The sequence below is a fragment of the Pseudomonas sp. TE3-3-F2023 genome (assembly GCF_036784815.1).
Classification (GTDB): domain Bacteria; phylum Pseudomonadota; class Gammaproteobacteria; order Pseudomonadales; family Pseudomonadaceae; genus Aquipseudomonas; species Aquipseudomonas pudica.
Genome location: NZ_CP145113.1, coordinates 2,208,285 through 2,233,259, shown reverse-complemented (window position 1 = coordinate 2,233,259; position 24,975 = coordinate 2,208,285). Strand labels below are relative to the sequence as shown.

Annotated in this window: 26 protein-coding genes; 20 read left to right on the top strand and 6 right to left on the bottom strand. The window is 63.2% G+C overall.

The window, feature by feature from the left end:
- The first annotated feature begins 12 nt into the window (after positions 1-12).
- The 6 genes from minD to V3314_RS10165 all read left to right on the top strand — a co-directional run bounded on the left by minD (position 13) and on the right by V3314_RS10165 (position 5,810).
- On the top strand, positions 13-825 hold the full coding sequence (minD, locus tag V3314_RS10190) for a septum site-determining protein MinD (protein ID WP_013971423.1): 813 nt from the start codon (positions 13-15) through the stop codon (positions 823-825).
- A gap of 3 nt (positions 826-828) precedes the next feature.
- Complete coding sequence (gene minE / locus V3314_RS10185) at positions 829-1,083, top strand: cell division topological specificity factor MinE (RefSeq protein WP_025338068.1); 255 nt, start codon at positions 829-831, stop codon at positions 1,081-1,083.
- 156 nt (positions 1,084-1,239) lie between these two features.
- Positions 1,240-1,875 (top strand): RluA family pseudouridine synthase, encoded by a 636-nt coding sequence (locus V3314_RS10180; RefSeq protein ID WP_085601790.1) that lies wholly within the window; start codon positions 1,240-1,242, stop codon positions 1,873-1,875.
- Between the two features lie 107 nt (positions 1,876-1,982).
- The gene (locus tag V3314_RS10175) at positions 1,983-3,272 is read left to right on the top strand and encodes a M18 family aminopeptidase (protein WP_039614573.1); all 1,290 of its coding nucleotides are present in this window, start codon (positions 1,983-1,985) and stop codon (positions 3,270-3,272) included.
- A 196-nt stretch (positions 3,273-3,468) separates the two neighbouring features.
- Positions 3,469-3,636, top strand: a complete 168-nt coding sequence (locus tag V3314_RS10170) for a hypothetical protein (protein WP_173015136.1) — start codon at positions 3,469-3,471, stop codon at positions 3,634-3,636.
- Positions 3,637-3,680: 44 nt separating this feature from the next.
- Positions 3,681-5,810 (top strand): mechanosensitive ion channel domain-containing protein, encoded by a 2,130-nt coding sequence (locus tag V3314_RS10165; protein ID WP_046616755.1) that lies wholly within the window; start codon positions 3,681-3,683, stop codon positions 5,808-5,810.
- A 100-nt stretch (positions 5,811-5,910) separates the two neighbouring features.
- On the opposite strand, the gene V3314_RS10160 is transcribed toward V3314_RS10165, so the two are convergent.
- A complete protein-coding gene (locus V3314_RS10160; RefSeq protein WP_135001715.1) occupies positions 5,911-6,624 on the bottom strand; it encodes a UTRA domain-containing protein in 714 nt (237 codons plus the stop codon).
- Between the two features lie 317 nt (positions 6,625-6,941).
- Between V3314_RS10160 and V3314_RS10155 the strand changes: the two genes are divergently transcribed.
- The 6 genes from V3314_RS10155 to V3314_RS10130 all read left to right on the top strand — a co-directional run bounded on the left by V3314_RS10155 (position 6,942) and on the right by V3314_RS10130 (position 12,249).
- Positions 6,942-8,006: an extracellular solute-binding protein gene (locus tag V3314_RS10155; RefSeq protein ID WP_085601793.1), complete on the top strand. Its 1,065-nt coding sequence runs from the start codon at positions 6,942-6,944 to the stop codon at positions 8,004-8,006.
- 145 nt (positions 8,007-8,151) lie between these two features.
- Complete coding sequence (locus V3314_RS10150; protein ID WP_085601816.1) at positions 8,152-8,958, top strand: alkaline phosphatase family protein; 807 nt, start codon at positions 8,152-8,154, stop codon at positions 8,956-8,958.
- A complete protein-coding gene (locus V3314_RS10145; protein WP_046616725.1) occupies positions 8,955-9,806 on the top strand; it encodes an ABC transporter permease subunit in 852 nt (283 codons plus the stop codon). The genes V3314_RS10150 and V3314_RS10145 overlap by 4 nt, the downstream gene beginning before the upstream one ends.
- Entirely contained in the window at positions 9,796-10,590 is a 795-nt protein-coding gene (locus tag V3314_RS10140; protein ID WP_013971414.1) for an ABC transporter permease, read from the top strand. The genes V3314_RS10145 and V3314_RS10140 overlap by 11 nt, the downstream gene beginning before the upstream one ends.
- 1 nt (position 10,591) lies before the next feature.
- Positions 10,592-11,581: an ABC transporter ATP-binding protein gene (locus tag V3314_RS10135; protein WP_046616727.1), complete on the top strand. Its 990-nt coding sequence runs from the start codon at positions 10,592-10,594 to the stop codon at positions 11,579-11,581.
- Positions 11,582-11,595: 14 nt separating this feature from the next.
- Complete coding sequence (locus tag V3314_RS10130) at positions 11,596-12,249, top strand: HAD family hydrolase (RefSeq protein WP_046616728.1); 654 nt, start codon at positions 11,596-11,598, stop codon at positions 12,247-12,249.
- Between the two features lie 117 nt (positions 12,250-12,366).
- On the opposite strand, the gene V3314_RS10125 is transcribed toward V3314_RS10130, so the two are convergent.
- A complete protein-coding gene (locus V3314_RS10125) occupies positions 12,367-13,329 on the bottom strand; it encodes an NAD(P)H-quinone oxidoreductase (protein WP_046616730.1) in 963 nt (320 codons plus the stop codon).
- 144 nt (positions 13,330-13,473) lie between these two features.
- On the opposite strand from V3314_RS10125, the gene V3314_RS10120 reads away from it, so the two are divergent.
- Both V3314_RS10120 and V3314_RS10115 read left to right on the top strand, forming a co-directional pair.
- Entirely contained in the window at positions 13,474-15,555 is a 2,082-nt protein-coding gene (locus tag V3314_RS10120) for a carboxy terminal-processing peptidase (protein ID WP_161797640.1), read from the top strand.
- A 118-nt stretch (positions 15,556-15,673) separates the two neighbouring features.
- Entirely contained in the window at positions 15,674-16,651 is a 978-nt protein-coding gene (locus tag V3314_RS10115; RefSeq protein WP_108481222.1) for an EAL domain-containing protein, read from the top strand.
- 48 nt (positions 16,652-16,699) lie between these two features.
- Here V3314_RS10115 and V3314_RS10110 read toward each other — a convergent pair whose 3' ends face one another.
- The 4 genes from V3314_RS10110 to V3314_RS10095 form a co-directional block, all read right to left on the bottom strand.
- On the bottom strand, positions 16,700-17,068 hold the full coding sequence (locus tag V3314_RS10110; RefSeq protein WP_013971408.1) for a hypothetical protein: 369 nt from the start codon (positions 17,066-17,068) through the stop codon (positions 16,700-16,702).
- Complete coding sequence (locus V3314_RS10105; protein WP_003257349.1) at positions 17,065-17,403, bottom strand: helix-turn-helix transcriptional regulator; 339 nt, start codon at positions 17,401-17,403, stop codon at positions 17,065-17,067. Before V3314_RS10105 ends, V3314_RS10110 begins: the two co-directional genes overlap by 4 nt.
- Before the next feature lie 111 nt (positions 17,404-17,514).
- A complete protein-coding gene (locus V3314_RS10100) occupies positions 17,515-17,955 on the bottom strand; it encodes a YkvA family protein (protein ID WP_046616735.1) in 441 nt (146 codons plus the stop codon).
- Between the two features lie 294 nt (positions 17,956-18,249).
- Positions 18,250-19,014: an FKBP-type peptidyl-prolyl cis-trans isomerase gene (locus V3314_RS10095; protein ID WP_003257347.1), complete on the bottom strand. Its 765-nt coding sequence runs from the start codon at positions 19,012-19,014 to the stop codon at positions 18,250-18,252.
- Between the two features lie 270 nt (positions 19,015-19,284).
- Here V3314_RS10095 and V3314_RS10090 point away from each other — a divergent pair, with 270 nt between their 5' ends.
- The 6 genes from V3314_RS10090 to V3314_RS10065 all read left to right on the top strand — a co-directional run bounded on the left by V3314_RS10090 (position 19,285) and on the right by V3314_RS10065 (position 24,974).
- Positions 19,285-20,022, top strand: coding sequence for an AraC family transcriptional regulator (locus tag V3314_RS10090; RefSeq protein WP_135001712.1), 738 nt, complete (start codon positions 19,285-19,287; stop codon positions 20,020-20,022).
- Between the two features lie 191 nt (positions 20,023-20,213).
- Entirely contained in the window at positions 20,214-21,287 is a 1,074-nt protein-coding gene (locus V3314_RS10085) for an SDR family oxidoreductase (RefSeq protein WP_085601797.1), read from the top strand.
- A gap of 4 nt (positions 21,288-21,291) precedes the next feature.
- Positions 21,292-22,548 carry an aminotransferase class III-fold pyridoxal phosphate-dependent enzyme gene (locus V3314_RS10080; RefSeq protein WP_322493225.1) on the top strand — a complete coding sequence of 419 codons (1,257 nt, stop codon included), beginning with the start codon at positions 21,292-21,294 and terminating at the stop codon, positions 22,546-22,548.
- Between the two features lie 9 nt (positions 22,549-22,557).
- Positions 22,558-23,001: an SRPBCC family protein gene (locus tag V3314_RS10075; protein WP_046616739.1), complete on the top strand. Its 444-nt coding sequence runs from the start codon at positions 22,558-22,560 to the stop codon at positions 22,999-23,001.
- A 3-nt stretch (positions 23,002-23,004) separates the two neighbouring features.
- Positions 23,005-24,150 carry an acyl-CoA dehydrogenase family protein gene (locus V3314_RS10070; RefSeq protein WP_135001711.1) on the top strand — a complete coding sequence of 382 codons (1,146 nt, stop codon included), beginning with the start codon at positions 23,005-23,007 and terminating at the stop codon, positions 24,148-24,150.
- Positions 24,147-24,974: an SDR family NAD(P)-dependent oxidoreductase gene (locus V3314_RS10065; RefSeq protein WP_196183629.1), complete on the top strand. Its 828-nt coding sequence runs from the start codon at positions 24,147-24,149 to the stop codon at positions 24,972-24,974. The genes V3314_RS10070 and V3314_RS10065 overlap by 4 nt, the downstream gene beginning before the upstream one ends.
- The last annotated feature ends 1 nt before the right edge of the window (position 24,975 follow it).

Sequence of the window (24,975 nt, the reverse complement as noted above, 5' to 3'; positions counted from 1 at the left end):
GGGTGAAACACCTTGGCCAAGATTATCGTGGTTACTTCCGGCAAGGGGGGTGTGGGCAAGACCACCACCAGCGCCGCCATTGGTACCGGCCTCGCACTGCGTGGCCACAAGACCGTCATCGTCGACTTCGACGTGGGCCTGCGTAACCTCGACCTGATCATGGGCTGCGAACGCCGCGTGGTGTACGACTTCGTCAACGTGGTCAATGGCGAAGCCAACCTGCAACAGGCCCTGATCAAGGACAAGCGTCTCGAGAACTTGTACGTGCTGGCCGCCAGCCAGACCCGTGACAAGGACGCGCTGACCCAGGAAGGCGTGGAAAAGGTCCTGATGGAGCTGAAGAAAGACTTCGATTTCGTCATCTGCGACTCGCCAGCCGGTATCGAGAAAGGCGCACACCTGGCCATGTACTTTGCCGACGAAGCCGTCGTGGTCACCAACCCCGAGGTATCCTCGGTACGTGACTCCGACCGCATGCTGGGCATCCTGTCGAGCAAGTCGCGCCGCTCCGAGAACGGCGAAGAGCCGATCAAGGAACACCTGCTGATCACCCGCTACCACCCGGAGCGCGTGGAAAAGGGCGAAATGCTGAGCATCGCCGACGTCGAAGAGATCCTGGCGATCAAGCTCAAGGGTGTGATCCCCGAGAGCCAGGCAGTGCTCAAGGCTTCCAACCAGGGTATCCCGGTCATCCTCGACGACCAGAGCGATGCCGGCCAGGCCTATAGCGATACCGTCGACCGTCTGCTGGGCAAAGAAAAGCCCCTGCGGTTCATCGAAGTGCCGAAGCAAGGATTCTTCGCGCGCCTGTTTGGAGGCAAGTAAACCATGAACCTTTTTGACTTCTTTCGTGGCAGACAGAAAACTACCAGCGCGTCGGTAGCGAAAGAGCGTCTACAGATCATCGTGGCGCACGAGCGCGGCCAACGCAGCGAACCGGACTACCTGCCAGCGCTGCAGAAAGAACTGCTGGAAGTGATCCGCAAGTATGTGAACATCGGCAACGATGATGTGCATATCGAGCTGGAAAACCAGGGTAGCTGCTCGATTCTGGAGCTGAACATCACCTTGCCGGATCGCTGATTTCGCGACCAGGCCTGGATCATTGGGGCTGCTTTGCAGCCCATCGCCGGCAAGCCAGCTCCCACAGGGTTCGCGCTGTACCTGTGGGAGCTGGCTTGCCGGCGATGGGCCGCAAAGCGGCCCCAGTGTTTTCCCCGATATAACCGAGACCAAGCAATGCCGCTGTCCAACATCCAGATCCTGCACGAAGACGCCGCCATCCTGGTGATCAACAAACCGACCCTGTTGCTGTCGGTACCCGGCCGCGCCGAGGACAACAAGGACTGCCTGATCACCCGCCTGCAGGAAAACGGCTACCCCGACGCCTTGATCGTGCACCGCCTGGACTGGGAAACTTCCGGCATCATCCTGCTGGCCCGGGATGCCGACAGCCATCGCGAGCTTTCGCGCCAGTTCCACGACCGCGAAACCGAAAAGGCCTACACCGCGCTGTGCTGGGGCCAGCCGGCGCTGGACAGCGGCAGCATCGACCTGCCGCTGCGCTACGACCCGCCGACCAAGCCACGGCATGTGGTGGACCACGAGCAGGGCAAGCATGCGCTGACCTTCTGGCGCATCGTCGAGCGCTGCGGTGACTACTGCCGGGTAGAGCTGACACCGATTACCGGGCGTTCGCACCAGTTGCGCGTGCACATGCTGTCGATCGGGCACCCGCTGCTGGGCGACCGGCTGTATGCCAACCCCGAGGCATTGGCTGCCCACGAGCGGCTGTGTCTGCATGCCTCGATGCTGAGCTTTACCCACCCGGTGTCCGGGGAGCGGATGAAGTTCGAGTGCCCTGCGCCTTTCTGAATTTGTACAGCCTGTACCGGCCTCTTCGCGGGCGAGCCTGCGAAGAGGCAGACACAATTTGTCGACCTAATACGCTAAACTCGCGCCACTGCTGTCTGGAGTGAGCTATGCGCGACGCACTGAATTCTGGCCTTATCGACTTCCTCAAGGCCTCCCCCACGCCCTTCCACGCCACCGCCAGCCTGGCCCAGCGCCTGGAAGCTGCCGGCTACCAGCGCCTGGACGAGCGCGACAGCTGGGCCACAGTGCCTGGCGGTCGCTACTACGTCACCCGTAACGACTCGTCGATCATCGCCATCAAGCTGGGCAAGCAGGCACCGTTGCTGAACGGTATCCGCATGGTCGGCGCCCACACCGACAGCCCGTGCCTGCGGGTCAAGCCGCAGCCCGAGCTGCAGCGCCAGGGCTTCCTGCAACTGGGCGTCGAAGTGTATGGCGGCGCCCTGCTGGCGCCCTGGTTCGACCGCGACCTGTCGCTGGCCGGCCGGGTCACCTACCGCCGTGACGGCAAGGTCGAAAGCCAGCTGATCGACTTCAAGCTGCCGATCGCAGTCATCCCCAACCTGGCAATCCATCTCAACCGCACCGCCAACGAAGGCTGGGCGATCAACCCGCAGAACGAGCTGCCGCCTATCCTGGCCCAGGTAGCGGGTGACGAGCGCATCGACTTCCGCGCCCTGCTCACCGAGCAACTGGCCCGCGAGCACGAGCTGATCGCCGATGTGGTGCTGGATTACGAGTTGAGCTTCTACGACACCCAGGACGCCGCGCTGGTCGGCCTGAACGGCGACTTCATCGCCGGTGCGCGCCTGGACAACCTGTTGTCGTGCTACGCCGGCCTGCAGGCCCTGCTGGCCGCCGACAGCGACGAAACCTGCGTTCTGGTGTGCAACGACCATGAAGAAGTCGGCAGCTGCTCGGCCTGTGGCGCCGACGGCCCGATGCTGGAGCAGACCCTGCAACGCCTGCTGCCGGATGGCGACGCCTACGTGCGCACCATCCAGCGCTCGCTGATGGTGTCGGCCGACAACGCCCACGGCGTGCACCCCAACTACGCTGACAAGCACGACGGCAACCACGGGCCCAAGCTCAACGCCGGGCCGGTAATCAAGGTGAACAACAACCAGCGCTACGCTACCAACAGCGAAACCGCCGGGTTCTTCCGCCACCTGTGCATGGCCGAGGAAGTGCCGGTGCAGAGCTTCGTGGTACGCAGCGACATGGGCTGTGGCTCGACCATCGGGCCGATCGCGGCCAGCCACCTGGGCGTGCGTACGGTGGATATCGGCTTGCCGACCTTTGCCATGCATTCGATTCGCGAGCTGTGCGGCAGCCATGACCTGGCGCACCTGGTGAAGGTGCTGAGCGCCTTCTACCGTTGCCGCGAGTTGCCTTGATGCCTTGATGCAAGCAGGCCTGGCCTCTTCGCGGGCTCGCCCGCTCCCACAAGATCATCACAGCATTCAAGGTCTGTGCAGTAACTGTGGGAGCGGGCATGCCCGCGAAGAGGCCGGGCCTGCTCAAGGTCAATCCCGCTTCGCCTGCTACCCGCTATGCTTGTTACATGGCCCCACTGCAAAAGGATTGCTGTCCATGTCCCCGTTCCTGTCCCTGTTCGTGCCGGTGTTCCTGTTCCTGATGCTGCTGACCATCGGTTTCAGCCTGCGCGAACGCAATATCGGCGTTGTGATGATGTGGGTCGGCACACTGGGTATCTTTGGCCTCACCTGCTGGAAAATCCTGGAGCAACTGCCGTCGTGAACCTCTACACTCGGCCAATCGTTTGACCTGAGGTAGTTTTGCCAGTGCCTGCCCTCCTGCGTTGCCTGCTCCTGCTGCTGTTTCTGTTTGTCACCCCGCTACAGGCTGCGGGCCTGCCAGGCCTGCTTGGTGGCAGCGCGCCCGCGCAGCCAGAGGCCAGCGAACCGCTGGGCAAGTCGCTGGACGAGGTGATCAAGAACCTGGAAAACGACCAGCAGCGCGCCAAGCTGCTGGCCGACCTGAAAAAGCTGCGCGACGCCACCAGGCAATCGCAGCCCACCGTCGAGCAGGGCGTGCTCGGCCTGATCGGTGGCGCCCTGCATGACTTCGAAAAACAGTTCAGCGGCGATGCCAGCCCGTTCCATCGCTGGGCCGCGGAAATCGAACAGGCCCAGGCCGAATTGACCGAGTTGATGGTGCCAGTGCACCAGTGGCCGGCCATTCTGTTCGGCTTTGCCGCCGTCATTGCCGTCTGGAGCGTGCTGGCCTACGCCTTCAACTGGGTCGGCCACCGGGTACGCCTGCGCTTTGGCCTGAGCGAAGAACTGCCGCAACACCCGCGCACCTGGGACCTGGTGCGCTTTGCCCTGCGCAAGCTGGGCCCGTGGCTGGTGGCGCTGGTGTTCACCGTGTACCTGAGCTTCGTGCTACCGCCATCGCTGGGCAAGTCCCTGGCCATGGTGCTGGCCTACGCACTGGTGGTCGGCACCTGCTTCTCGGCCATCTGCGTGATCGCCTTCTCGCTGCTCGACGGCCCCCACCGCCACCGCGCCCTGTACATCCTGCGCCACCAGGCGTTCCGCCCGCTGTGGCTGATCGGCAGCTTCGCCGCGTTTGGCGAAGCGATGAGCGACCCGCGCCTGATGGTTGCCCTCGGCACCCACCTGGCCCACGCCCTGGCCACCCTGGCCAACGTGATTGCAGCGCTGTGCACCGGGCTGTTCATCCTGCGCTTCCGCCGCCCGATCGCCCACCTGATCCGCAACCAGCCGCTGTCACGGCGCCTGACCCGGCGCACCCTCAGCGACACCATCGAGATCCTCGGCAGCTTCTGGTTCGTGCCAGCACTGATCCTGGTGGCGATTTCGCTGTTCGCTACCTTCATCTCGGCCGGCGACACCAGCACCGCCCTGCGCCAGTCGCTGATGTGCACGGTGCTGGTGGTGGTTTGCATGGTGCTCAATGGCCTGGTACGCCGTCACGCCGCCAACCCCAAGCGCGCCAACAAGCGCCAGGCTGTGTACGCCGAGCGCCTGCGCAACTTCGGTTACCTGCTGGTGCACCTGTTCATCTGGCTGGTATTCATCGAGCTGGGGCTGCGCGTGTGGGGCCTGTCGATGATCAGCTTCGCCGAAGGCGAAGGCCACGACATAAGCGTGCGCCTGCTGGGCCTGGCCGGTACGCTGATCGTCGCCTGGCTGGTGTGGATCCTTGCCGACACCGCCGTGCACCACGCACTGGTGCGTTCGCGCCGGGGCCTGGCCAACGCCCGCGCGCAAACCATGATGCCGCTGATCCGCAACGTGATGTTCGTGGTCATCTTCATCATCGCGGTGATCGTCGCCCTGGCCAACATGGGCATGAACGTCACCCCACTGCTGGCGGGCGCCGGTGTGATAGGCCTGGCCATCGGTTTTGGTGCACAGTCACTGGTGGCCGACCTGATCACCGGGTTGTTCATCATCATCGAAGACTCGCTGGCCATCGACGACTACGTGGATGTGGGCGGGCACCTGGGCACGGTGGAGGGGCTGACCATCCGTACCGTGCGCCTGCGTGACATCGACGGCATCGTGCATACCATCCCGTTCAGCGAAATCAAGAGCATCAAGAACTACTCCCGAGAGTTCGGCTACGCGATCTTCCGCGTGGCGATCCCGCACAGCATGAACATCGACCAGGCGATCACGCTGATTCGCGAAGTGGGGCAGAAGCTGCGCAACGACCCGCTGATGCGCCGCAACATCTGGTCGCCGCTGGAGCTGCAGGGGGTGGAGAGCTTCGAGTCGGGGTCGGCGATCTTGCGGGCGCGGTTCAAGACTGCGCCGATCAAGCAGTGGGAAGTGTCGCGGGCGTTCAACCTGGCGCTGAAGCGGCAGCTGGATGAGGCCGGGCTGGATTTGGCGACGCCGCGGTTGTCAGTGCAGGTAGTGACTGCCAGTTCCTCCAGTTAGGGCCTCTTCGCGGGTGAACCCGCTCCCACAAGTACTATGCAAAGGCTGAAACCTGTGCGGTCCCTGTGGGAGCGGGTTTACCCGCGAAGAAGCCAACATTTCATCCAGCCTGGGCGCGGATGCGGATGGCATCATGCCGCCAATACTCCAGGTCACAGTCGATCAGGTGCCCATGCTGGTCACTGTTGACACGGGTGATATGCAACCCCGGGCTTCCCGTCGACACCTTCAAGGCACTGGCCGCCTCCACCGGCAACGCCGTCGGCAAGATCTCGAAGCACACCTGCCCATACTGGATGCCATACACCCGTCCATAAATCTCGGTCAGCGACTGGGCCAGGTCCTGTTCGAGTATCTCCGGGAAGTACCGGGGGTTGAGGTAGTGCTCGGCATACAGCACCGCCCGCCCATCGATCCGCCGTAACCGGCAGATACGTACCACGCTGGACAACGCAGGCAACTGCAAGCGCGCACAGATGGCCGCCGAGGCCGGCTGCAGCCGCGCCGACAACAGTTCGGTACTGGGCACCCGCCCCTGGTCGCGGACCATGGCATGGAAGTGGCTGCGCTCGATCAGGTCGTAGGTCAACCGTTCGGGCGCGACGAACCAGCCGCGACGCTCTTCGCGGTAGATCAGCCCCTGCGCTTCCAGCTGCACCAGCGCCTCACGCAGGGTAATGCGCGTGGTATCGAACACATCGCTGAGCTTGCGCTCGGCCGGCAGCTTGCCGCCCGGCGCCAGCAGGCCGTGCTCGATCTGCTCCTGCAGGGCGTGACAGATGGCTGTTACCGCACGCGGTGGCATCGACTGCATCAAAGGTTACCTATCTGGACTAGTCCAGCCCCAGAACAGGGCACTTGGAGAATAGTGCAAGCCTAGGCAGGGCTGATGAACATCCTGTGACAAAGGCTTTCGCCAGACACTGCCAGAAACGCGCCAAGCCAGCAGAACCGGGGCGGCTCCGTGGTCTACGCTGTAGCTTCAGGGCCTTCACCGGCCCTTCCTTACATCAAACTGTCACGCAAGCAGCCTACCTTGGCTCAAGGTTTGCTGACCTAGACCAACGGTCACCAGTCAACGGCTTCACTCATAACAACCATCGCTAAAGGCACCCACCCAAGGAGCTTCGGATGAAAAAGTTGTTCATGGCGTCACTGCTCGGTTCGGCCATCGCTCTGTGTACCACGGCCATGGCCGCCGACACCGACCTCAAGGCCCTGGAAGAAGCCGCCCGCAAGGAAGGCAACGTCAACAGCGTGGGCATGCCAGATGCCTGGGCCAACTGGAAAGGCACCTGGGAAGACCTGGCCAGCAAGTACGGCCTCAAGCACAGCGACACCGACATGAGCTCGGCCCAGGAAATCGCCAAGTTCGAAGCCGAGAAGGACAACGCCAGCGCCGACATCGGCGACGTGGGTGCCGCCTTCGGCCCGATCGCCGTGAGCAAGGGTGTGAGCCAGCCGTACAAGCCGAGCACCTGGGATCAGGTACCGGAATGGGCCAAAGACAAGGACGGCCACTGGGCGCTGGCCTATACCGGCACCATCGCCTTCATCATCAACAAGGACCTGGTCAAGGAAGGCGAGCGGCCAACGACCTGGCACGACCTGGAAAAAGGCAAGTACAAGGTTGCCATCGGTGACGTCGGCACCGCTGCCCAGGCCGCCAACGGCGTGCTGGCAGCGGCTATCGCCTACAAGGGTGACGAGAGCAACCTGGCACCGGGCCTGCAACTGTTCACCAAGCTGGCCCAGCAGAAGCGCCTGTCGCTGGCCAACCCGACCATCCAGACCCTGGAAAAGGGCGAGGTAGAGGTGGGCGTGGTGTGGGACTTCAACGGCCTGAGCTACCGTGAACAGATCGACCCCAAGCGTTTCGAAGTGCTGATCCCGTCGGATGGCTCGGTGATCTCCGGCTATACCACCATCATCAACAAGTACGCCAAGCACCCGAATGCGGCCAAGCTGACGCGTGAATACATCTTCAGCGACGCCGGGCAGATCAACCTGGCCAAAGGGCATGCGCGGCCGATCCGTGCCGAGCACCTGAAGCTGCCGGCCGATGTGCAGGCCAAGTTGCTGCCCAACGAACAGTACAAGGCTGCACTGCCGATCAAGAATGCCGAGGCCTGGGAAGCGAGCTCGAAGAAACTGCCGCAGATGTGGCAGGAGCAGGTGATCATCGAGATGGAGTAAGGGGCTATCTCTGTAGCGCCTGAACAGGCGTCATCGCCGGCAAGCCAGCTCCCACAGGATCGCCACAGGACTCAAGCCTTGTGGAGTCCCTGTGGGAGCGGGCGAGCCCGCGAAGAAGCCAACGCGGTTTATGACTGGAGCCACCATGCAACACAACGTCATCCTGGTCCTGCTCGACGGCCTCAACTACCAGGTCGCCCACCACGCCATGGGCCACCTGCACGCCTACGTCGAGGCCGACCGTGCCGCGCTGTACCGCGTGGAATGCGAACTGCCGTCGCTGTCGCGGCCGCTGTACGAGTGCATCCTCACCGGTGTGCCGCCGATCGACAGCGGCATCGTGCACAACAACGTCAACCGCCTGTCCAACCAGCGCAGCGTGTTCCACTACGCTCGCGAGGCCAACCTGGGCACTGCGGCGGCGGCCTATCACTGGATGAGCGAGCTGTACAACCGCTCGCCCTTCGACCCGCAGCGCGACCGCCATACCCACGCACCGAAGCTGCCGATCCAGCACGGGCTGTTCTACTGGGACGACCGTTACCCCGATTCGCACCTGCTGGCCGATGGCGAATACCTGCGTCGCCGCCATGCACCCAACTTCCTGCTGGTGCACCCGATGAGCATCGACGATGTCGGCCACCACCACGGCCTGGACAGCAGCCAGTACCGCAACGCCGCGCGCAGCGCCGACATCCTGCTGGCCGATTACCTGCCGGGCTGGCTTGAAGAGGGCTACCAGGTACTGGTCACTGCCGACCACGGCATGAACAACGATCGCTCGCACAATGGCCTGCTGACCGAGGAGCGCGAAGTGCCGCTGTTCGTCTTCGGCGATGCCTTCAGCCTCGACCCTGCGGCCAAACCGCTGCAGACCGAGTTGTGCGGGACCATCTGCGAGCTGCTCGGCGCAGCGCATGACAAGAGCGTCTGCCGGGAGTTGCTGAAGTGACCACACCCAAGAGCAGCAGCGCCCGCGGCCGCTACCTGGCCCTGCTCTGCCTGCTACCGTTCGCCGTGTTCTTCGTCATCTTCCAGATCGCCCCGCTGGCTTGGGTGGCGATCAACAGCCTGCAATCGGAAGCAGGTTGGGGCGTGGACAATTTCAGCAAGGTATTTGCCTCGAAGTTCTACCTGCAGGCCCTGCAACGCAGCCTGGAGATCAGCTTCTGGTCGAGCCTGTTCGGCATCGTCATCGCCACCCTCGGCGCCTATTCGCTACGCCAGGTGGACTCGAAGCTGCGCGACTTCGTCAGCGCCTTCGCCAACATGACCAGCAACTTCGCCGGGGTGCCGCTGGCCTTCGCCTTCATCATCCTGCTCGGTTTCAACGGCGCGCTGACCCTGCTGCTGAAGCAGGTCGGCCTGCTGGAGGACTTCAGCATCTATTCCAAGAGCGGGCTGATCCTGGTGTACACCTACTTCCAGATCCCGCTTGGCGTGTTGCTGCTGTACCCCGCGTTCGACGCCCTGCGTGAAGACTGGCGCGAGTCGGCCGCATTGCTGGGCGCCAACCACTGGCAATTCTGGCGGCACATCGGCCTGCCGGTGCTGACCCCGGCCCTGCTGGGCACCTTCGTCATCCTGTTGGCCAACGCCCTCGGTGCCTATGCCACCGTGTACGCGCTGACCACCGGCAACTTCAACGTACTGCCGATCCGCATCGCCGGCCTGGTGGCCGGTGACATCAGCCTCGATCCCAACCTGGCCAGCGCCCTGGCGATGGTACTGGTGGGGCTGATGACGCTGGTCACGGTGGTGCATCAATGGTTGCTGAAAAGGAGCTACCATGCGCGCTGACGCCCGTTCCGGCGGCTGGTACCACCGCGCCGTGGTCTACCTGCTGTTCCTCATCCTGCTGCTGCCGCTGGCCGGCACCCTGCTCTACTCGCTGGCCACCAGCTGGTCGGCCAGCCTGTTGCCCAGCGGCCTGACCTTCAAGTGGTACATCGCGCTGTGGAGCGAGCCGCGTTTCCTGGCTGCCTTCGGCCAGTCGCTGCTGGTGTGCGTGGGCGCACTGCTGCTGTCGGTGGTGCTGATCCTGCCGCTGCTGTTTGTGGTGCACTACCACTTTCCAAGGCTCGACGCGCTGATGAACATCCTCATCCTGCTGCCCTTCGCGGTGCCGCCGGTGGTGTCGTCGGTGGGGCTGCTGCAGCTTTATGGCAGCGGGCCCATGGCCATGGTCGGCACGCCGTGGATCCTGATCGGCTGCTACTTCACCATCGCCCTGCCCTTCATGTACCGGGCCATCACCAACAACCTGCAGGCGATCAACCTGCGCGACCTGATGGATGCCGCCCAGCTGCTGGGCGCCAGCACCTGGCAGGCGGCGCTGCTGGTGGTGCTGCCGAACCTGCGCAAGGGCCTGATGGTGGCACTGCTGCTGTCGTTCTCGTTCCTGTTCGGCGAGTTCGTGTTCGCCAACCTGCTGGTCGGCACCCGCTACGAGACCCTGCAGGTGTACCTGAACAACATGCGCAACAGCAGCGGCCACTTCAACAGCGCGCTGGTGATCTCGTACTTCGCCTTCGTGCTGGTACTGACCTGGGTCGCCAACCGCCTGAACAAGGACAAGACCTGACATGAGCTTCGTCAGCGTACAGAAACTGCAAAAAAGCTACGCCGGCAGCCCGGTGTTCGAGAACATCGACTGCCGTATCGAACGCGGCGAGTTCGTTACCTTGCTTGGCCCGTCCGGTTGCGGCAAATCCACGCTGCTGCGCTGCATCGCCGGGCTGACCCCGGTGGACAGCGGTCAGATCCTGCTCGACGGCCACGACATCGTGCCGTTGAGCCCGCAAAAGCGTGGCATTGGCATGGTGTTCCAGAGCTATGCACTTTTCCCCAACATGACCGTGGAGCAGAACGTCGCCTTCGGCCTGCGCATGCAGAAGGTGAAGGCTGACGAAAGCCAGGCCCGGGTGCGCGAGGCGCTGGAGCTGGTGGAGCTGGGCAACTTCGCCGGGCGCTACCCGCACCAGTTGTCCGGCGGCCAGTGCCAGCGCGTGGCCCTGGCCCGCTCCCTGGTCACCCGCCCGCGCCTGCTGCTGCTCGACGAGCCGCTGTCGGCGCTGGATGCGCGTATCCGCAAGCACCTGCGCGAGCAGATCCGCGCCATCCAGCGCGAGCTGGGGCTGACCACCATCTTCGTCACCCACGACCAGGAAGAGGCGCTGACCATGTCCGACCGCATCTTCCTGATGAACCAGGGGCGCATCGTCCAGAGCGGCGATGCCGAAACCCTCTACACCGCGCCGGTGGACCTGTTTGCCGCCGGCTTCATCGGCAACTACAACCTGCTCGACGCCGACAGCGCCAGCCGCCTGCTGCAGCGCCCGGTGGCCAGCCGCCTGGCAATCCGCCCCGAGTCGATCACATTGGGCACCAACGGCGAACTGGACGCCGAGGTGCGCAGCCACAGCCTGCTGGGCAACGTGATCCGCTACCGCGTGCGGGTGCGCGAGGTGGAACTGGTGGTCGACGTGCTCAACCGCTCACCGTCCGACCTGCACGCAGACGGGCAACGGGTAAGCTTGTCGATCGACCCCACGGCGCTACGGGAAGTGGCCTAAGGAGAATCAACACCATGGCACTGGCAATTTTCGATCTGGACGAAACCCTGATCAACGGCGACTGCGCGTCGCTGTGGAGCGAGCAGATGGCCCGGCTGGGCTGGGTCGACGGCAAGGACTTCCTGCGCCGCGACCATGAGTTGATGGAGGCCTATGGCAAGGGCCACCTGCGGATGGAGGAGTACATGGCCTTCAGCCTGGAGCCGATTGCCGGGCGTACCCTGGAAGAGGTCGAGCACCTGGTGGAGCCGTGGGTCGAAGAGGTGATCGAGCCGATCATCTACGGCGACGCCTGCCGCTGCATTGCCGAGCACCGCAAGCGTGGGGATCGCATCCTGATCATTTCGGCGTCGGGTACGCACCTGGTCGGGCCGATTGCGGCGCGGCTGGGAGTGGACGAGTACCTGGCGATCGAACTGGAGGCGGTGAACGGGGTTTATACCGGCAAGACCCATGGGGTGCTGACCTATCGCGAAGGGAAGATCACGCGGTTGCTGGAGTGGCTTGACCAGGAGCAGGAGAACCTGGAGGGGGCGAGTTTCTATTCTGATTCGCGGAACGATTTGCCGTTGTTGCTGAAGGTGGATCATCCGCATGTGGTGAACCCCGATGCGGTGTTGCGGGAGCATGCCGAGATCAACAAGTGGCCGATCCTGAGCTGGACTTGAGGGCCATAGGGGCGCTTTGCGCCCCTTTCGCGACACAAGGCCGCTCCTACAGGAGATCGCATTACCTTGTAGGAGCGGCCTTGTGTCGCGATGGGCTGCAAAGCAGCCCCGGCAATCTCAAGCCAGGCCTGGGTCGATCACCATCACCAGCTTGCCCGACACCTGGTTGGTCTCAAGCTCGGCATACGCCGCCTGGGCGAACTCCACCGGGTAGGTATCCACCAGCTGCGGCGACAGGCGCCCTTCGGCAAACAGCGGCCACACCTGCAGCTGCAAATCGCGCAGCAGCTCGGCCTTGAAGCCGTCATCGCGGTTGCGCAGCGTAGAGCCGGTAATCTCCAGGCGCTTGCCCAGTACCTGTGCCAGGTCCAGCTCGAACTTGCGCCCGCCCATCAGGCCGATGATCACCCAGCGCCCGTCACGCGCCAGCAACTTGAGGTTGAGCTCGCCGTAACTGGCACCCACCGGGTCGAGAATCACATCGAACGGGCCGAAACCTTCCAGCGCTTCCAGGTTTTCGTTACGTACCACACCACCGGCGGCGCCCAGCGCCTCGCAGTAGGCCAGGCGGTCCTGCGAACCGACGCTGACCCACACAGGGCTACCGAATGCCTTGCACAGCTGGATGGCGGCCGAGCCAACGCCGCTGGCGCCAGCATGTACCAGCACCTTCTCGCCAGCTTTCACGCCACCGAGCTGGAAGATGTTTAGCCAGGCAGTGGCGTACACCTCCGGCAACCCCGCCGCCTCGTGCAGGCTCAGGCCTTCGGGCACAGGCAGCACGTGGCGGGCATCCACCACCACTTCCTCGGCCATGGCGCCGCTGGCCAGCAGCGCGCAAACACGGTCACCCACCCGCCAGTCGGCACCGGCGCCCACTTCTTCGATCACGCCGGAACACTCCAGGCCCATGTATGGGCTGGCGCCTGGCGGTGGTGGGTACAAACCTTTCATCTGCAGCAGATCGGCGCGGTTCAGCCCCGCAGCAGCCACGCGAATGCGCACTTGGCCCGCGTCACAGGTCGGGCGTTCGGCCTCGACCCAGGCCACATGTCCGTCAACGCCTTGCAATGCCTTCACAGTGCCTCCATAGTTGAATCATATGACCGAGCCTGGGAACGCCAAGTCCCCAGGCTTTTTGCAGTATGCATCCGGTTTTTTGCAACCGGTGAACAGAAAAGACGGCCTACTATGCGTGATCAATTGTCTCCACGTCGAATCAGCATGAAGCATTTCCTCCCAAGCACCGCCCTGGCGCTGATGGTCGGCCTGGGCAGCCTCACGCTCGGCGGCAATGCGGCGGCCGCCAACAAGTGGGACAGCCTGCAGCCGGACCGCGACGAGATCGTAGCCAGCCTCAACGTGGTGGAATTGCTCAAGCGCCACCACTACAGCAAGCCGCCGCTGGACGACGCCCGTTCGGTCATCATCTATGACAGCTACATCAAGCTGCTGGACCCGGCGCGCAGCTACTTCACCGCCGCCGACATCGCCGAATTCGACAAATGGAAAACGCAATTCGACGATTTCCTCAAGAGCGGTAACCTGGACCCGGGCTTCACCATCTACAAACGCTATCTGGACCGTGTAAAGCAACGTCTGGACTTCGCCTTGGCCGAGCTGAACAAGGGCGTGGACAAGATCGACTTCAACGCCAAGGAAACCTTGCTGATCGACCGCAAGGACGCCCCGTGGATGAAGAACCAGGCCGAGCTCGACGATTTGTGGCGCAAACGCGTCAAGGATGAAGTGCTGCGCCAGAAGATCGCCGGCAAGGAACCCAAGCAGATCCAGGAAACCCTGACCAAGCGCTACAAGAACCAGCTGTCGCGCCTGGACCAGACCCGTGCCGAGGACATCTTCCAAGCCTACATCAACACCTTCGCCCAGTCCTACGACCCGCACACCAACTATCTGTCGCCGGATAACGCAGAAAACTTCGACATCAACATGAGCCTGTCGCTGGAAGGTATCGGCGCAGTGCTGCAAAGCGACAACGACCAGGTCAAGATCGTGCGCCTGGTGCCGGCAGGCCCGGCGGCCAAGACCAAGCAGGTGGCACCGGCCGACAAGATCATCGGTGTGGCCCAGGGCAACAAGGAAATGGTCGACGTGGTCGGCTGGCGCCTGGACGAAGTGGTGAAACTGATTCGCGGCCCGAAAGGCTCGGTGGTGCGCCTGGAGATCATCCCGGCCAGCAACGCCCCTAGCGACCAGACCAGCAAGATCGTGTCGATAACCCGCGAGGCGGTGAAGCTCGAAGAGCAGGCAGCGAAGAAGTCGGTGCTCAAGCTCAAGCAGGACGGGCGTGACTACAAGCTGGGCATCATCGAAATCCCGGCCTTCTACCTCGACTTCAAGGCCTATCGCGCCGGTGACCCGGAGTACAAGAGCACCACGCGCGACGTGAAGAAGCTGCTCACCGAACTGCAGAAGGAAAAAGTCGACGGCGTGGTCATCGACCTGCGCAACAACGGCGGCGGCTCGCTGCAGGAAGCTACCGAGCTGACCAGCCTGTTCATCGAGAAAGGCCCGACCGTGCTGGTGCGCAACAGCGACGGCCGTGTCGACGTGCTGGAAGACGAAAACCCGGGGGCATTCTACAAGGGCCCGCTGGCGCTGCTGGTCAACCGCCTGTCGGCCTCGGCTTCGGAGATTTTCGCTGGTGCCATGCAGGACTACCACCGTGCGCTGATCATCGGTGGCCAGACCTTCGGCAAAGGCACCGTGCAGACCATCCAGCCACTCAACCATGGCGAGCTGAAGCTTACCCTGGCCAAGTTCTACCGGGTTTCCGGGCAGAGCACCCAGCACCAAGGCGTACTGCCGGACATCGATTACCCGTCGATCATCGACACCAAGGAAATCGGCGAAAGCGCCCTGCCCGAGGCCATGCCATGGGACACCATTCGCCCAGTGGTCAAGCCCGCAGCCGACCCGTTCAAGCCGTTCCTGGCCCAGCTCAAGGCGCAGCATGAAGCACGCAGCGACAAGGATGCGGAATTCACCTACATCCGCGACCGCCTGGCCCTGACCCAAAAGCTGATGAACGAGAAGACCGTCAGCCTCAACGAACAGGACCGCCGTGCACGCCACGACGAAATCGAGGCCAAGCAACTGGCGCTGGAGAACATTCGCCGCAAGGCCAAGGGTGAAGAGCCACTGAAGGAACTGAAGAAAGAGGACGAGGACGCGCTGCCGACCGAGGATGAAAACACCAAGCCAGAGGACGATGCCTATCTGTCGGAAACCGGCCGCATCCTGATCGACTACCTGAGTGCAAGCACCAAGGTGGCCAAGAAGTAAGGCACTGTGGCAATGATGGCAAATTAGTCACACATGTCATCAAACAGTCATCGCGCTGTCGTGAAATAGAGGGGCCGGGCGTGGAAACGCCCGGCCCTTTCATTTTCAGGAATACGTCATGACCGTCGCCGAACAGCTCAGTGCCTTGAGTGCCATCCTGGCTCAACGCAGTATTCACAGCCTGTTCCAGCCGATCATGTGCCTGAGCGAGCAACGGGTTTTCGGCCATGAAGCATTGAGTCGCGGGCCGTCCAACAGTCCGCTGCACGCACCGCTGAACCTGTTTACCATCGCCCGCCAGGCCGGCCGCCTGACTGAGCTGGAGGCTGCCTGCCGGGAAAGCGCCTGCCGGCGTTTCAGTGAACAGCAGTTGCAGGGCAAGCTGTTTCTCAACATCTCGCCGGAATCGCTGCTCGAGCCGCACTACCCCTCCGGACAAACCCTTAAACTGCTCGAACAGGTCGGCCTGCCGCCCAGCCGGGTGGTGATCGAGCTGACCGAACATACCCCGACCGACGACTTCCAGCTGCTGTCCAATGCCCTGCACCACTACCGGGACATGGGCTTCTCGATTGCCATCGACGATCTGGGGGCCGGTTATTCGAGCCTGCGCCTGTGGTCGGAGCTGCGCCCCGAATACGTGAAGATCGACCGCCATTTCATCGACGGCATCCATCGCGACCCGCTCAAGCGTGAATTCGTCGGTTCGATATTGCAGATTGCGCGAGCGTCGAAGGCGCAGGTGATTGCCGAAGGTATCGAGCTGGTGGAAGAGCTGGCGGTATTGCTGGAGATGGGCGTGGACCTGGTGCAGGGCTACCTGCTTGGGCGGCCGCAGGAGCTGGGGGCGCGCGAAAGCCGGCCACTACCGGCGCTGATGAACGCTCCGCAAGCCGAACAGCCGACGGTGCGGCTCAATGCCACGATTGGGCAGTTGCTGGAGTTGTTTGGCCGGCACCGGCACCTGGAGGTATTGGAGGTGGTGGATGCCGATGGCAGGGCTTGCGGGCTGATCCACAGGGATGCTTTGCCCGTTGTTCCGGCCTCTTTGCGGGTAAACCCACAGGTAGAACACAAGGCTCAAGACCTGTGGTGAACCTGTGGGAGCGGGTTTACCCGCGAAGAGGCCGGAACAGGCAACGAATCAGGCTGTTTCAGGGTAGCTGTACTCGAACACCCGGACGACTTCGGAGGCATGCCACGACGCCGCCTCCATACCATCCACGGGCCCGGAGAAACGCCCCAGGCGCTCCACGCACTCGAAAAAACCGGTACGCGGCAAACGGCTGGCACCTTGGCTGATTACCAGCGAGCTGCGCAATGGCTGCTCGGCGCGGGCATCCAGCACCGCCAGGTACTCCAGCGCGGCTGTGAGCGTCTGCATGGCCGGGCTGGGCAACTGCAAGCGCTCGATCAGCGCTCGATACGTCAGCAAGTGACGTTGACGACGGGCCAGGTCAAGCTCGCCCAGCAGGTTATCCCAGTGCTGACGGCTGATCCTGACCTGGCTCATGATGGCTCGCTCCAGCCAGCCACCCCCAGATGCCACGCCAGAGCACGGCGGATAGCAGCATCTGGCTGGCGTTCGCCCGATTCGATCATGGCCAGGTACGCCGGGCTTACCCCGACATTGCGCGCCAGTTGCTCAGGGGCAATGCCCTTGGCCTGGCGAATCTGTGCCACTTCGCTGAAGGCCGGCAATGGCGCACTGGCCACATCGCCCTGCGCTTCACTGGCAAGCACCTCGGCTGGTGCCTGCCCAGCGGCCTTGAGCAGTGCCTGGTACTGTTCCCAGGGAACGACGGCGTACTCGGGTTGACCGTCCCGGCTGATGACCTGAATACCCATTACAAACCCCTTTAAAAAGGATTACAGCATGTAATCCGTAGGCATAACCCTTATGCCAATTATATTACCAACTCTGGGGTCTGTGCAGTTGCGCTGCGGTTGCGGCCGGTTTCACTGGGTGTTGCGTTCCAACCGCAGGGCTTCAGGGGTGGCCGGCAGGCGCTCGACCACGCGCAGCCGTTCGGGCGCCTGGGAGTCACGCCAGGCCTTGAAGCGTGCCAGTTCGTCGGCCACGGTCTTCAGCACCCAACCCAGCACCGCGATGTCGTCGAGGAAACCCACGCCCAGCAGCCAGTCTGGGATAGCGTCGATGGGGCTGACGAAATACAGCAGCCCAGCGACGACAGTGAGCAGCGCCTTGGGGCTGATGGCGCGGTACTCGCCGCGCCACCAGGCCAGGCATAGCGACTGCAGCAGCTTCACATCTTCACGCAACTGGCCAATGCGCGGGCCTTTGCGGGCGACCGCAAACAGCAAGGCCGGCAACCGGCCACGGCTGAGCAGGCGCTCGGCCAAGGGCAGGAAACGGGCGAAATTCCAGGGTGCGCTCATGGAGCCTCCAAGAGGAAAAGGTTATCCACATTTATTGTGGATAACCTTGTGAACAGGGCGACGTTTCCGACCCCAGGTGCCTGCCAGGCAAGGGCCCCGGTCAGATCGGGCGTTTTTTACACAGTCATTTCATACCGTGGGGTGCGTACGCCGCAAACGGTTTGCGCCAAAAGCATCCTGCTTCCTGACGCTGCATTTCCTCGGACAGTATCAGCAGTTGCAGGTTCGTCCAACCACCCGGCACAAACGAAAACGCCCCGTCAGGACGGGGCGTTTTGCGTGGGCCAGCCAGTGTTACTTGGCAGGCGCTTCGGCCGGGGCCTCGGCAGGAGCTTCCGCTTCCGGCTCGGCGCCTTGCAGCTGGGCCGGATCCTTGATGGCGATCAGTTCCAGGTCGAATACCAGTACCGAGTTGGCCGGGATCAGCGGGCTAGGGCTCTGCGCACCGTAGGCCAGTTCAGCCGGGATGAACAGCTTGTACTTCTCGCCGACGTGCATCAGCTGCAGGCCTTCGACCCAACCCGGGATCACGCCGCTGACAGGCAGGTCGATCGGGCTGCCGCGCTCGACGGAGCTGTCGAACACCTTGCCATCGATCAGCTTGCCTTCGTAGTGGACGGTAACCACGTCGGTCGCCTTGGGCTGCGGGCCGTCGGCCTTCTTGACCACTTCGTACTGCAGGCCCGAGGCAGTGGTGACCACGCCTGGCTTCTTGGCGTTTTCCTCGAGGAACTTCTTGCCGGCGGAGGCGGCTTCTTCGCTGGCCTTGGCCAGGCGCTCTTCGGCACGCTTCTGCAGCGCGGTGAAGGCCTCTACCAGCTCTTCATCCTTGATGCGCTGTTCCTTCTTGCCAACGGCGTCTTCGATGCCGAGGGCTACTGCTTTCGAATCAAGGTCTTCCATGCCTTCCTGAGCCAGGCTCTTGCCCATGTTCAGGCCGATACCGTAGGAGGCTTTCTGTGCCGGAGTCTTCAGCTCGGGGCTGCTGGTCTGTTGATCACAGCCAGCCAGTACCAGGCCAACCAGGGCAACCGCAGCCGCCAAACGATGCTGTTTCATGTAATTTCCTTGTTCATGCGCCATAAGGGCAATCAGGGTAGAAGCCGCGAGCTTATCAGGCGCCCCCAACCCATGGCTACCGGCATAAGAGCCAGTAAAGCCGGATTAGTTCCATAACCTTGCACTCGGCAGAAAAGCCATAATTGCAACGACAGATCATTCGTTACGCTTTGTGTCGACCAAGATATACCATAACGCTATCATCTGCCGCTTTCAGGATACTGGCCCGGATGTGGCCAAGCTATCTAGAACAGGCTTCAGGGATGCACAATGAGATGGGACGGAGCAGTAACCTTCGGTGACTACTGGTTGGGCTACACCGGCAAAAGCGACCAGACCGAAGCCCATGCCCATGTCGCCATCCAGCTGTGCATCGGCCTGCGCTACGACATCACCGTGGAGTTCGGCAAGCAGGTCCTCACCGCGCCCGGGGTTCTGATAGGGCCATCGGTCGACCACCGTTCACTGCCCAACCCGGACCGCGTCGCCTTCCTCTACTTGTATCCGGATGCGCCACTTGGCCGCGCGCTCAAAGCCCTGCTCGACGACAGCGGCAAGGCGGCTGTCAGCCAGGATATCGTCGATTGCGTGCGCCTGGCCGCCAACTTCCACGAGGTGGTGGCAGCCCTGGAGCTCAAACTGGTCCCCCCCGAAAGCTTCGACCCACGCCTGTCCAATGCCCTGAACCTGCTGCGCCAGGACTGGGCCGGCATTGGTGCGGTCTCGCGTGCAGCCAGCGCGGTGGGCCTTTCCAGCCCACGCCTGCGCTTTTTCGCCACGCGACAGATGGGCGTGCCCCTGTCGCAATGGATCATCTGGCGCAAACTCGAACGCGCCTGCCACGCCCTTGCCCATGAAGCCAGCCTCAGCGATGCCGCTGTCGCCGGCGGCTTCGCTGACCAGGCCCACCTCACCCGCACGATGCGACGGATGGTCGGCATGTCGCCCAGCCGCGTCGCCATGGTGCTGCGCAATACAAGCGATTCATTCAAGAATCCACAGTTCTAAATCGCCATCATCCCCTCCAGCCCGCGCCAACCGGGGTCTCCACCATCAGGCGCAGGGCCACTTGCCGGCCATGTGATCACAGGTCGGCTTTTTTAATCGTTCCGGTTCCTTGGCCCCCTTGCGGCGGCCAGGCAGACGGGCGCCATGGCACATGCCAGTTCATCAACCTAGCGAGCAAGGAGTGCTAGCCCATGTCAGGACCCTCGCGGCTGACCGTTTTCCTTACCGGCGGTGCCGGCGTACTGGGTGATACCCTGATCGGCCAACTGGCCGAGCGCTATCACCTGGTCTGCCTGACCCGTCGCAGCAGCATCCGCCATCCAGGGGTAGAAACCCTGCGCGGTGATATCTGCCAACCGCGCCTGGGCCTGTCCGGCGCGGACTACCTGGCACTGACCAGGCGCGTCGACTGGGTCATCCATTGCGCAGCTATCACCCGCCTGGATGGCCACGCCGAAGCGGTGTTCTCGGTCAACTACCAAGGCACCGAACAAGTGCTGGAGTTTGTCCGCGACGCCGATGTGCCGCTGTACCACATCAGCACCGCTTTCACCCACCCGTGCGACTATCACCCCGGCGTGATGCCTTCGACCCCGTACGAAGTGGTCAAGCGCCAGGCCGAGAGCCTGGTTCGCGATGCAGGCGTGCCGGTGTCGATTTTCCGCCCGTCGATCATCATCGGCGACAGCCACAGTGGCCACATGCCCATGCTTCAGGGTTTTCACCTGACCATGGGGCTGATGATGTCCGGCTACCTGCCGATCATCCCGTGCCCGGAGAACGGACGAGTCGATGTGATCGCCCGTGATGTTGCCGCGGCCGGCATCGCCAGCGCACTGGACCAGCGCCTGATCGGCGACGACTACTTCCTCAGCAACGGCCCGCAGGCGCTCGATATCCGCACCCTGCTCGACCTGATGTGCGCGGAAATGCAGGACCAGGGCAAGCCGTTCCAGCGCCCGCGCTGCATGAACCCGGATATCTACGAACGCCTGGTGCGCCCGGTGTTCCTGCCAGCCCTGGAGGAGAACATCCGCGCAGCCCTCGGCCGCGCCACCCAGCTGTGCCGCTACGCCAGCCTGCTGCAGCCATTGCCAAGCTCGCTGGAGCAGCTGTTGCCAGCCCGGCGCCTGGCCATGCGTTCGCCGCGCCAGGAGCTGGCACTGACGCTGGCCCGCCTGTCCCCCAAGCTTTCGGCCATGCAACGCATGCTGAGAACACCGGCCTCAGGTGAGCGCCACGGCGAACTGGCCATGGAGGCCTGAGACGATGAACAGCTTCACTCCCCTGCCTGAAGGGCTGGACGCCGAGCAGGTACGCGCCCAGTACCGTGACCATGTCAATGCCGGCTATGCCCGCCTTGCGTCGATGATGAACCTGCCGATCGAGGTAGCCGGCGAAGGCGTCTACCTGTTCGACATGGACGGCAACCGCTATCTGGATGCCGGCGGCTACGGCGTGTTCCTGCTCGGGCATTCGCACCCGCAGGTGGTTGAAAAGGTCAGCCACCAGCTGCACAGCCACCCGATGGCCAGCAAGCTCATGCTCAACCCGTTCCAGGCCCAGGCCGCTGCGGCCTTGGCCGCGGTATGCCCGGCGCCCCTGCAGTATGTGTACTTCTGCAACTCCGGTACCGAAGCCACCGAGGCGGCGCTGAAACTGGCCTGGCTAAACGGTTGCCAACAGGTGATCTCGACCCAGGGTGGATACCACGGCAAGACCCTGGGTTCGCTGGCGGTCACTGGCCGGACGCTGTATCGCTCACCCTTTGCCGACCGCCTGGGCGACAGCCACTTCGTACCATTCGGTGATGCCGATGCCCTGCGCCAGCAGTTGCAGGCGCAGCCCGAACGCGCCTGCGTCATCCTCGAGCCGGTACAGGCCGAGGCCGGGGTGATAGTACCTCCAGCCGGCTACCTGCAGCAGGTGCGCCAACTCTGCGACCAGTACGGCGCTGTGCTGATTGCCGACGAGATCCAGTCGGGCATGGGCCGTACCGGGCGCTGGTGGGCCTGCGAGCACGAGGGCGTGGTACCGGACATCCTGCTGGTCGGCAAAAGCCTCTCCGGCGGCTGCGTGCCAGTAAGTGCCATGGTTTGCACTGCCGACATGCAGGCACCGCTCAATCGCAACCCGCTGATGCACACCTCCACCTTCGGCGCCAACCCGCTGGCCATGGCTGCGGTAATGGCGACCTTGCAGGTGATGCAGCACGAACAGCTGGTACCCCGTGCCGAAGCCTTGGGGCAACGCCTGCGCCAGGGCCTGCAGAACGTGCTGCGGCAACACCCTTGCGGCAACCAGGTGCAACTGCGTAGCACCGGGCTGTTGCTGGGGGTCGAGTTCGCCGATGCCGGCCTGGCGGCCAACATGGTCATGCACCTGATCGACCAACGCATCGTGGTCAACCACTCCCTCAACGATCACCGGGTGATCCGCCTGACGCCGCCTGCCCTGTACAGCGACAGCGACGTTGAATGGCTGCTCGGCGGTTTCGCCCGCGCCCTTGCCCGTACCTTTGAATAGGACACCGAAATGAACGAAGTCAGCCTGAACGCCCATGTACCCAGCCAGAGCGCCGAACAGGTCTACGCCGCCATCAGTAACTTCAGCGCCTATCCACAGTTTTGCGAGTCGGTGCGCAACATCGAAATCGAAGCCGTGCATGAACATGAGGTGCTGAGCAACTGGGAGGTGAACTTCCACAGCGGCATCCTCAAATGGCAGGAGCGTGATGTGTTCGACCCGGCCAACCTGCATATCCATTTCCGCCAGACCGCTGGTGATATCGACCACTTTTCCGGCTCGTGGCAAGTCAGCGAAACCGCCGAAGGCGCCAGCATTGCCTTCCGTTCGAACTTCGACCTGGGTCTGCCGATGCTGGCCGACATGCTTGACCCGGTCGCCCGGCAAGCGATCCGCGACAACATCAGCGCCATCATCCATGGCCTGTTCCCGAACAGCCAGATCAAGGATTGAGCCATGCCCCTGTCACTCCTGCACAACGCCAGGCAGACCTTGCAACGCTTTGCCCCGGACTTTGCCAAACTGCTGACGGAGTTGCCCTTCGAACAGCGCGAAGCCGCTGACAGCCCGGTTGTGGACTGGTTCAAGCATACCGGCCCGGTTGCCTTGCTGGTGCCGAAGGCTGGTGGTGGCCTGGGCGCCAGCGCATGCGAGGCGCTGCAGGTGCAGCTGGCCCTCGGTGCGTTGTCACCTTCACTGGCCGTGGCCAGCACCATGCATCAGTTTTCCGTGGCCAGCCTGGTTGCCGTCGCCGCCCGGGGCGCAGGTGCCGAAGGCCTGCTGTTGTCGGCCATTGCCAAGCAGCGTCTGCTGCTGGCCTCTGGCTTCGCCGAAGGCGTACCGGGAGGCGGCATCCTGGATGCCGGCATGGAAGCCGTGCAGCTGGCTGACGGAGTCCGCCTGAGCGGCAGCAAGCAACCGTGCAGCCTGAGCAGCTCGATGGACCTGCTGACTGCCAGCTACAGCCGCACCAGCGAGGACGGCGAGGAGCTGATGATCGCACTCATCCCCGCCTCCGCCCCCGGCATCAGCCGCCACCCGTTCTGGGGCAACAGCGCGCTGGCCGCCGCACAGAGCCAGGAGCTGCGCCTGGAGGACGTCTACGTCAGCGACAAGATGATCTTCTCCGCCGGGCTGAAATCGCAGCTTGGCGATGTGCAGACCATCGGTTTCATCTGGTTCGAGCTGTTGATCAGCGCCAGCTACCTGGGCGCCTGCATGGGCCTGGTCGAGCGGGCGATCGACGAGCGCCGCTGGAGCGACCAGCAGCGCGTGCAGCTGGCCTGCCAGCTGCAACTGTGCATGAGTGCGCTGGAAGGCCTGGCGCACGAGGTGGAACACCTGCAAGGCGACGCCGACGACCTGCTGGCGCGCCTGCTGCTGACCCGCTACGGCATCGAACAGCAACTGGCCAGCGCGTCCGACCTGGCCCACCAGATGCTCGGCGGCCTGTCGTTCATCCGTTCGAACCAGGGCTGCGACTGGCTGGCCAGTACCCGCGGCCTGCAGTTCCACCCGCCCGGACGCTTCAGCATGACGGCCAACCTCGACCGCTACCTGCAAGGCGCCACCTTCAGCATTGCCAATGGAGTCACCCCGTGAAACTGCACAACAAGATCGTCGTCATTACCGGCGCGGCACGCGGCCTGGGCCTGGAAACCGCACGCAAACTCAAGCATCAAGGGGCAACCGTTATCGGCATCGACCGGCTCGAGCCGCATGGGGCACTGAACTTCGATGCCTACTACCTGCTCGACCTGTGCGACCGCGAACGCCTGGACGAAGCTGCTGCCTCCATCCTGGAGCGCTTCGGCGACATCGACATCCTGATCAACAATGCCGGGGTGCTGACCCTGGAACGGGGCGAAACAGGGGTAAACGATGATGTGCGTCGCGCACTGGAAGTCAACCTGCTGGCTCCGTGGCAACTGACCTCGCGGTTCTTGCCGGCATTGCTGCGCAAGCGTGGCAAGGTGGTCAACGTGTCTTCGCTGTTCGCGCTGGTCAACGCCCCGTACGTGGCCGCCTACGCCACCAGCAAGCGAGCCTTGAGCGCCTATTCGGATGTGCTGCGCATGCAGTACCCCGGGCAACTGGATGTGGTCACGGTGTTCCCCGGGTTCATCGACACGGCCATTCACGACCCGGCCGAACGGGTCGGTCTGTCGGTGAAGCGCCTGGTCAGCTTCAAGCGCGGCGAACGCGTGCTGCTGTCGCTTGAGGAAAAACTCGATGACGCCAGCAATGGCCTGGTGCGTGCCTGCACCCGCCACGGCCTGCGCAACCGCGGCCTGACCTTCCTCGGCAGCGTGGCCATGTACACCGCACGCTGGCTGCCAAGCCTGGTGGATGCCTTCATCGGCCTGCGCTTGCGCAGCCTGAGCAAGGCCGGGCAGCTGTCGCTCAAACCCGAACTGATCGACTGAG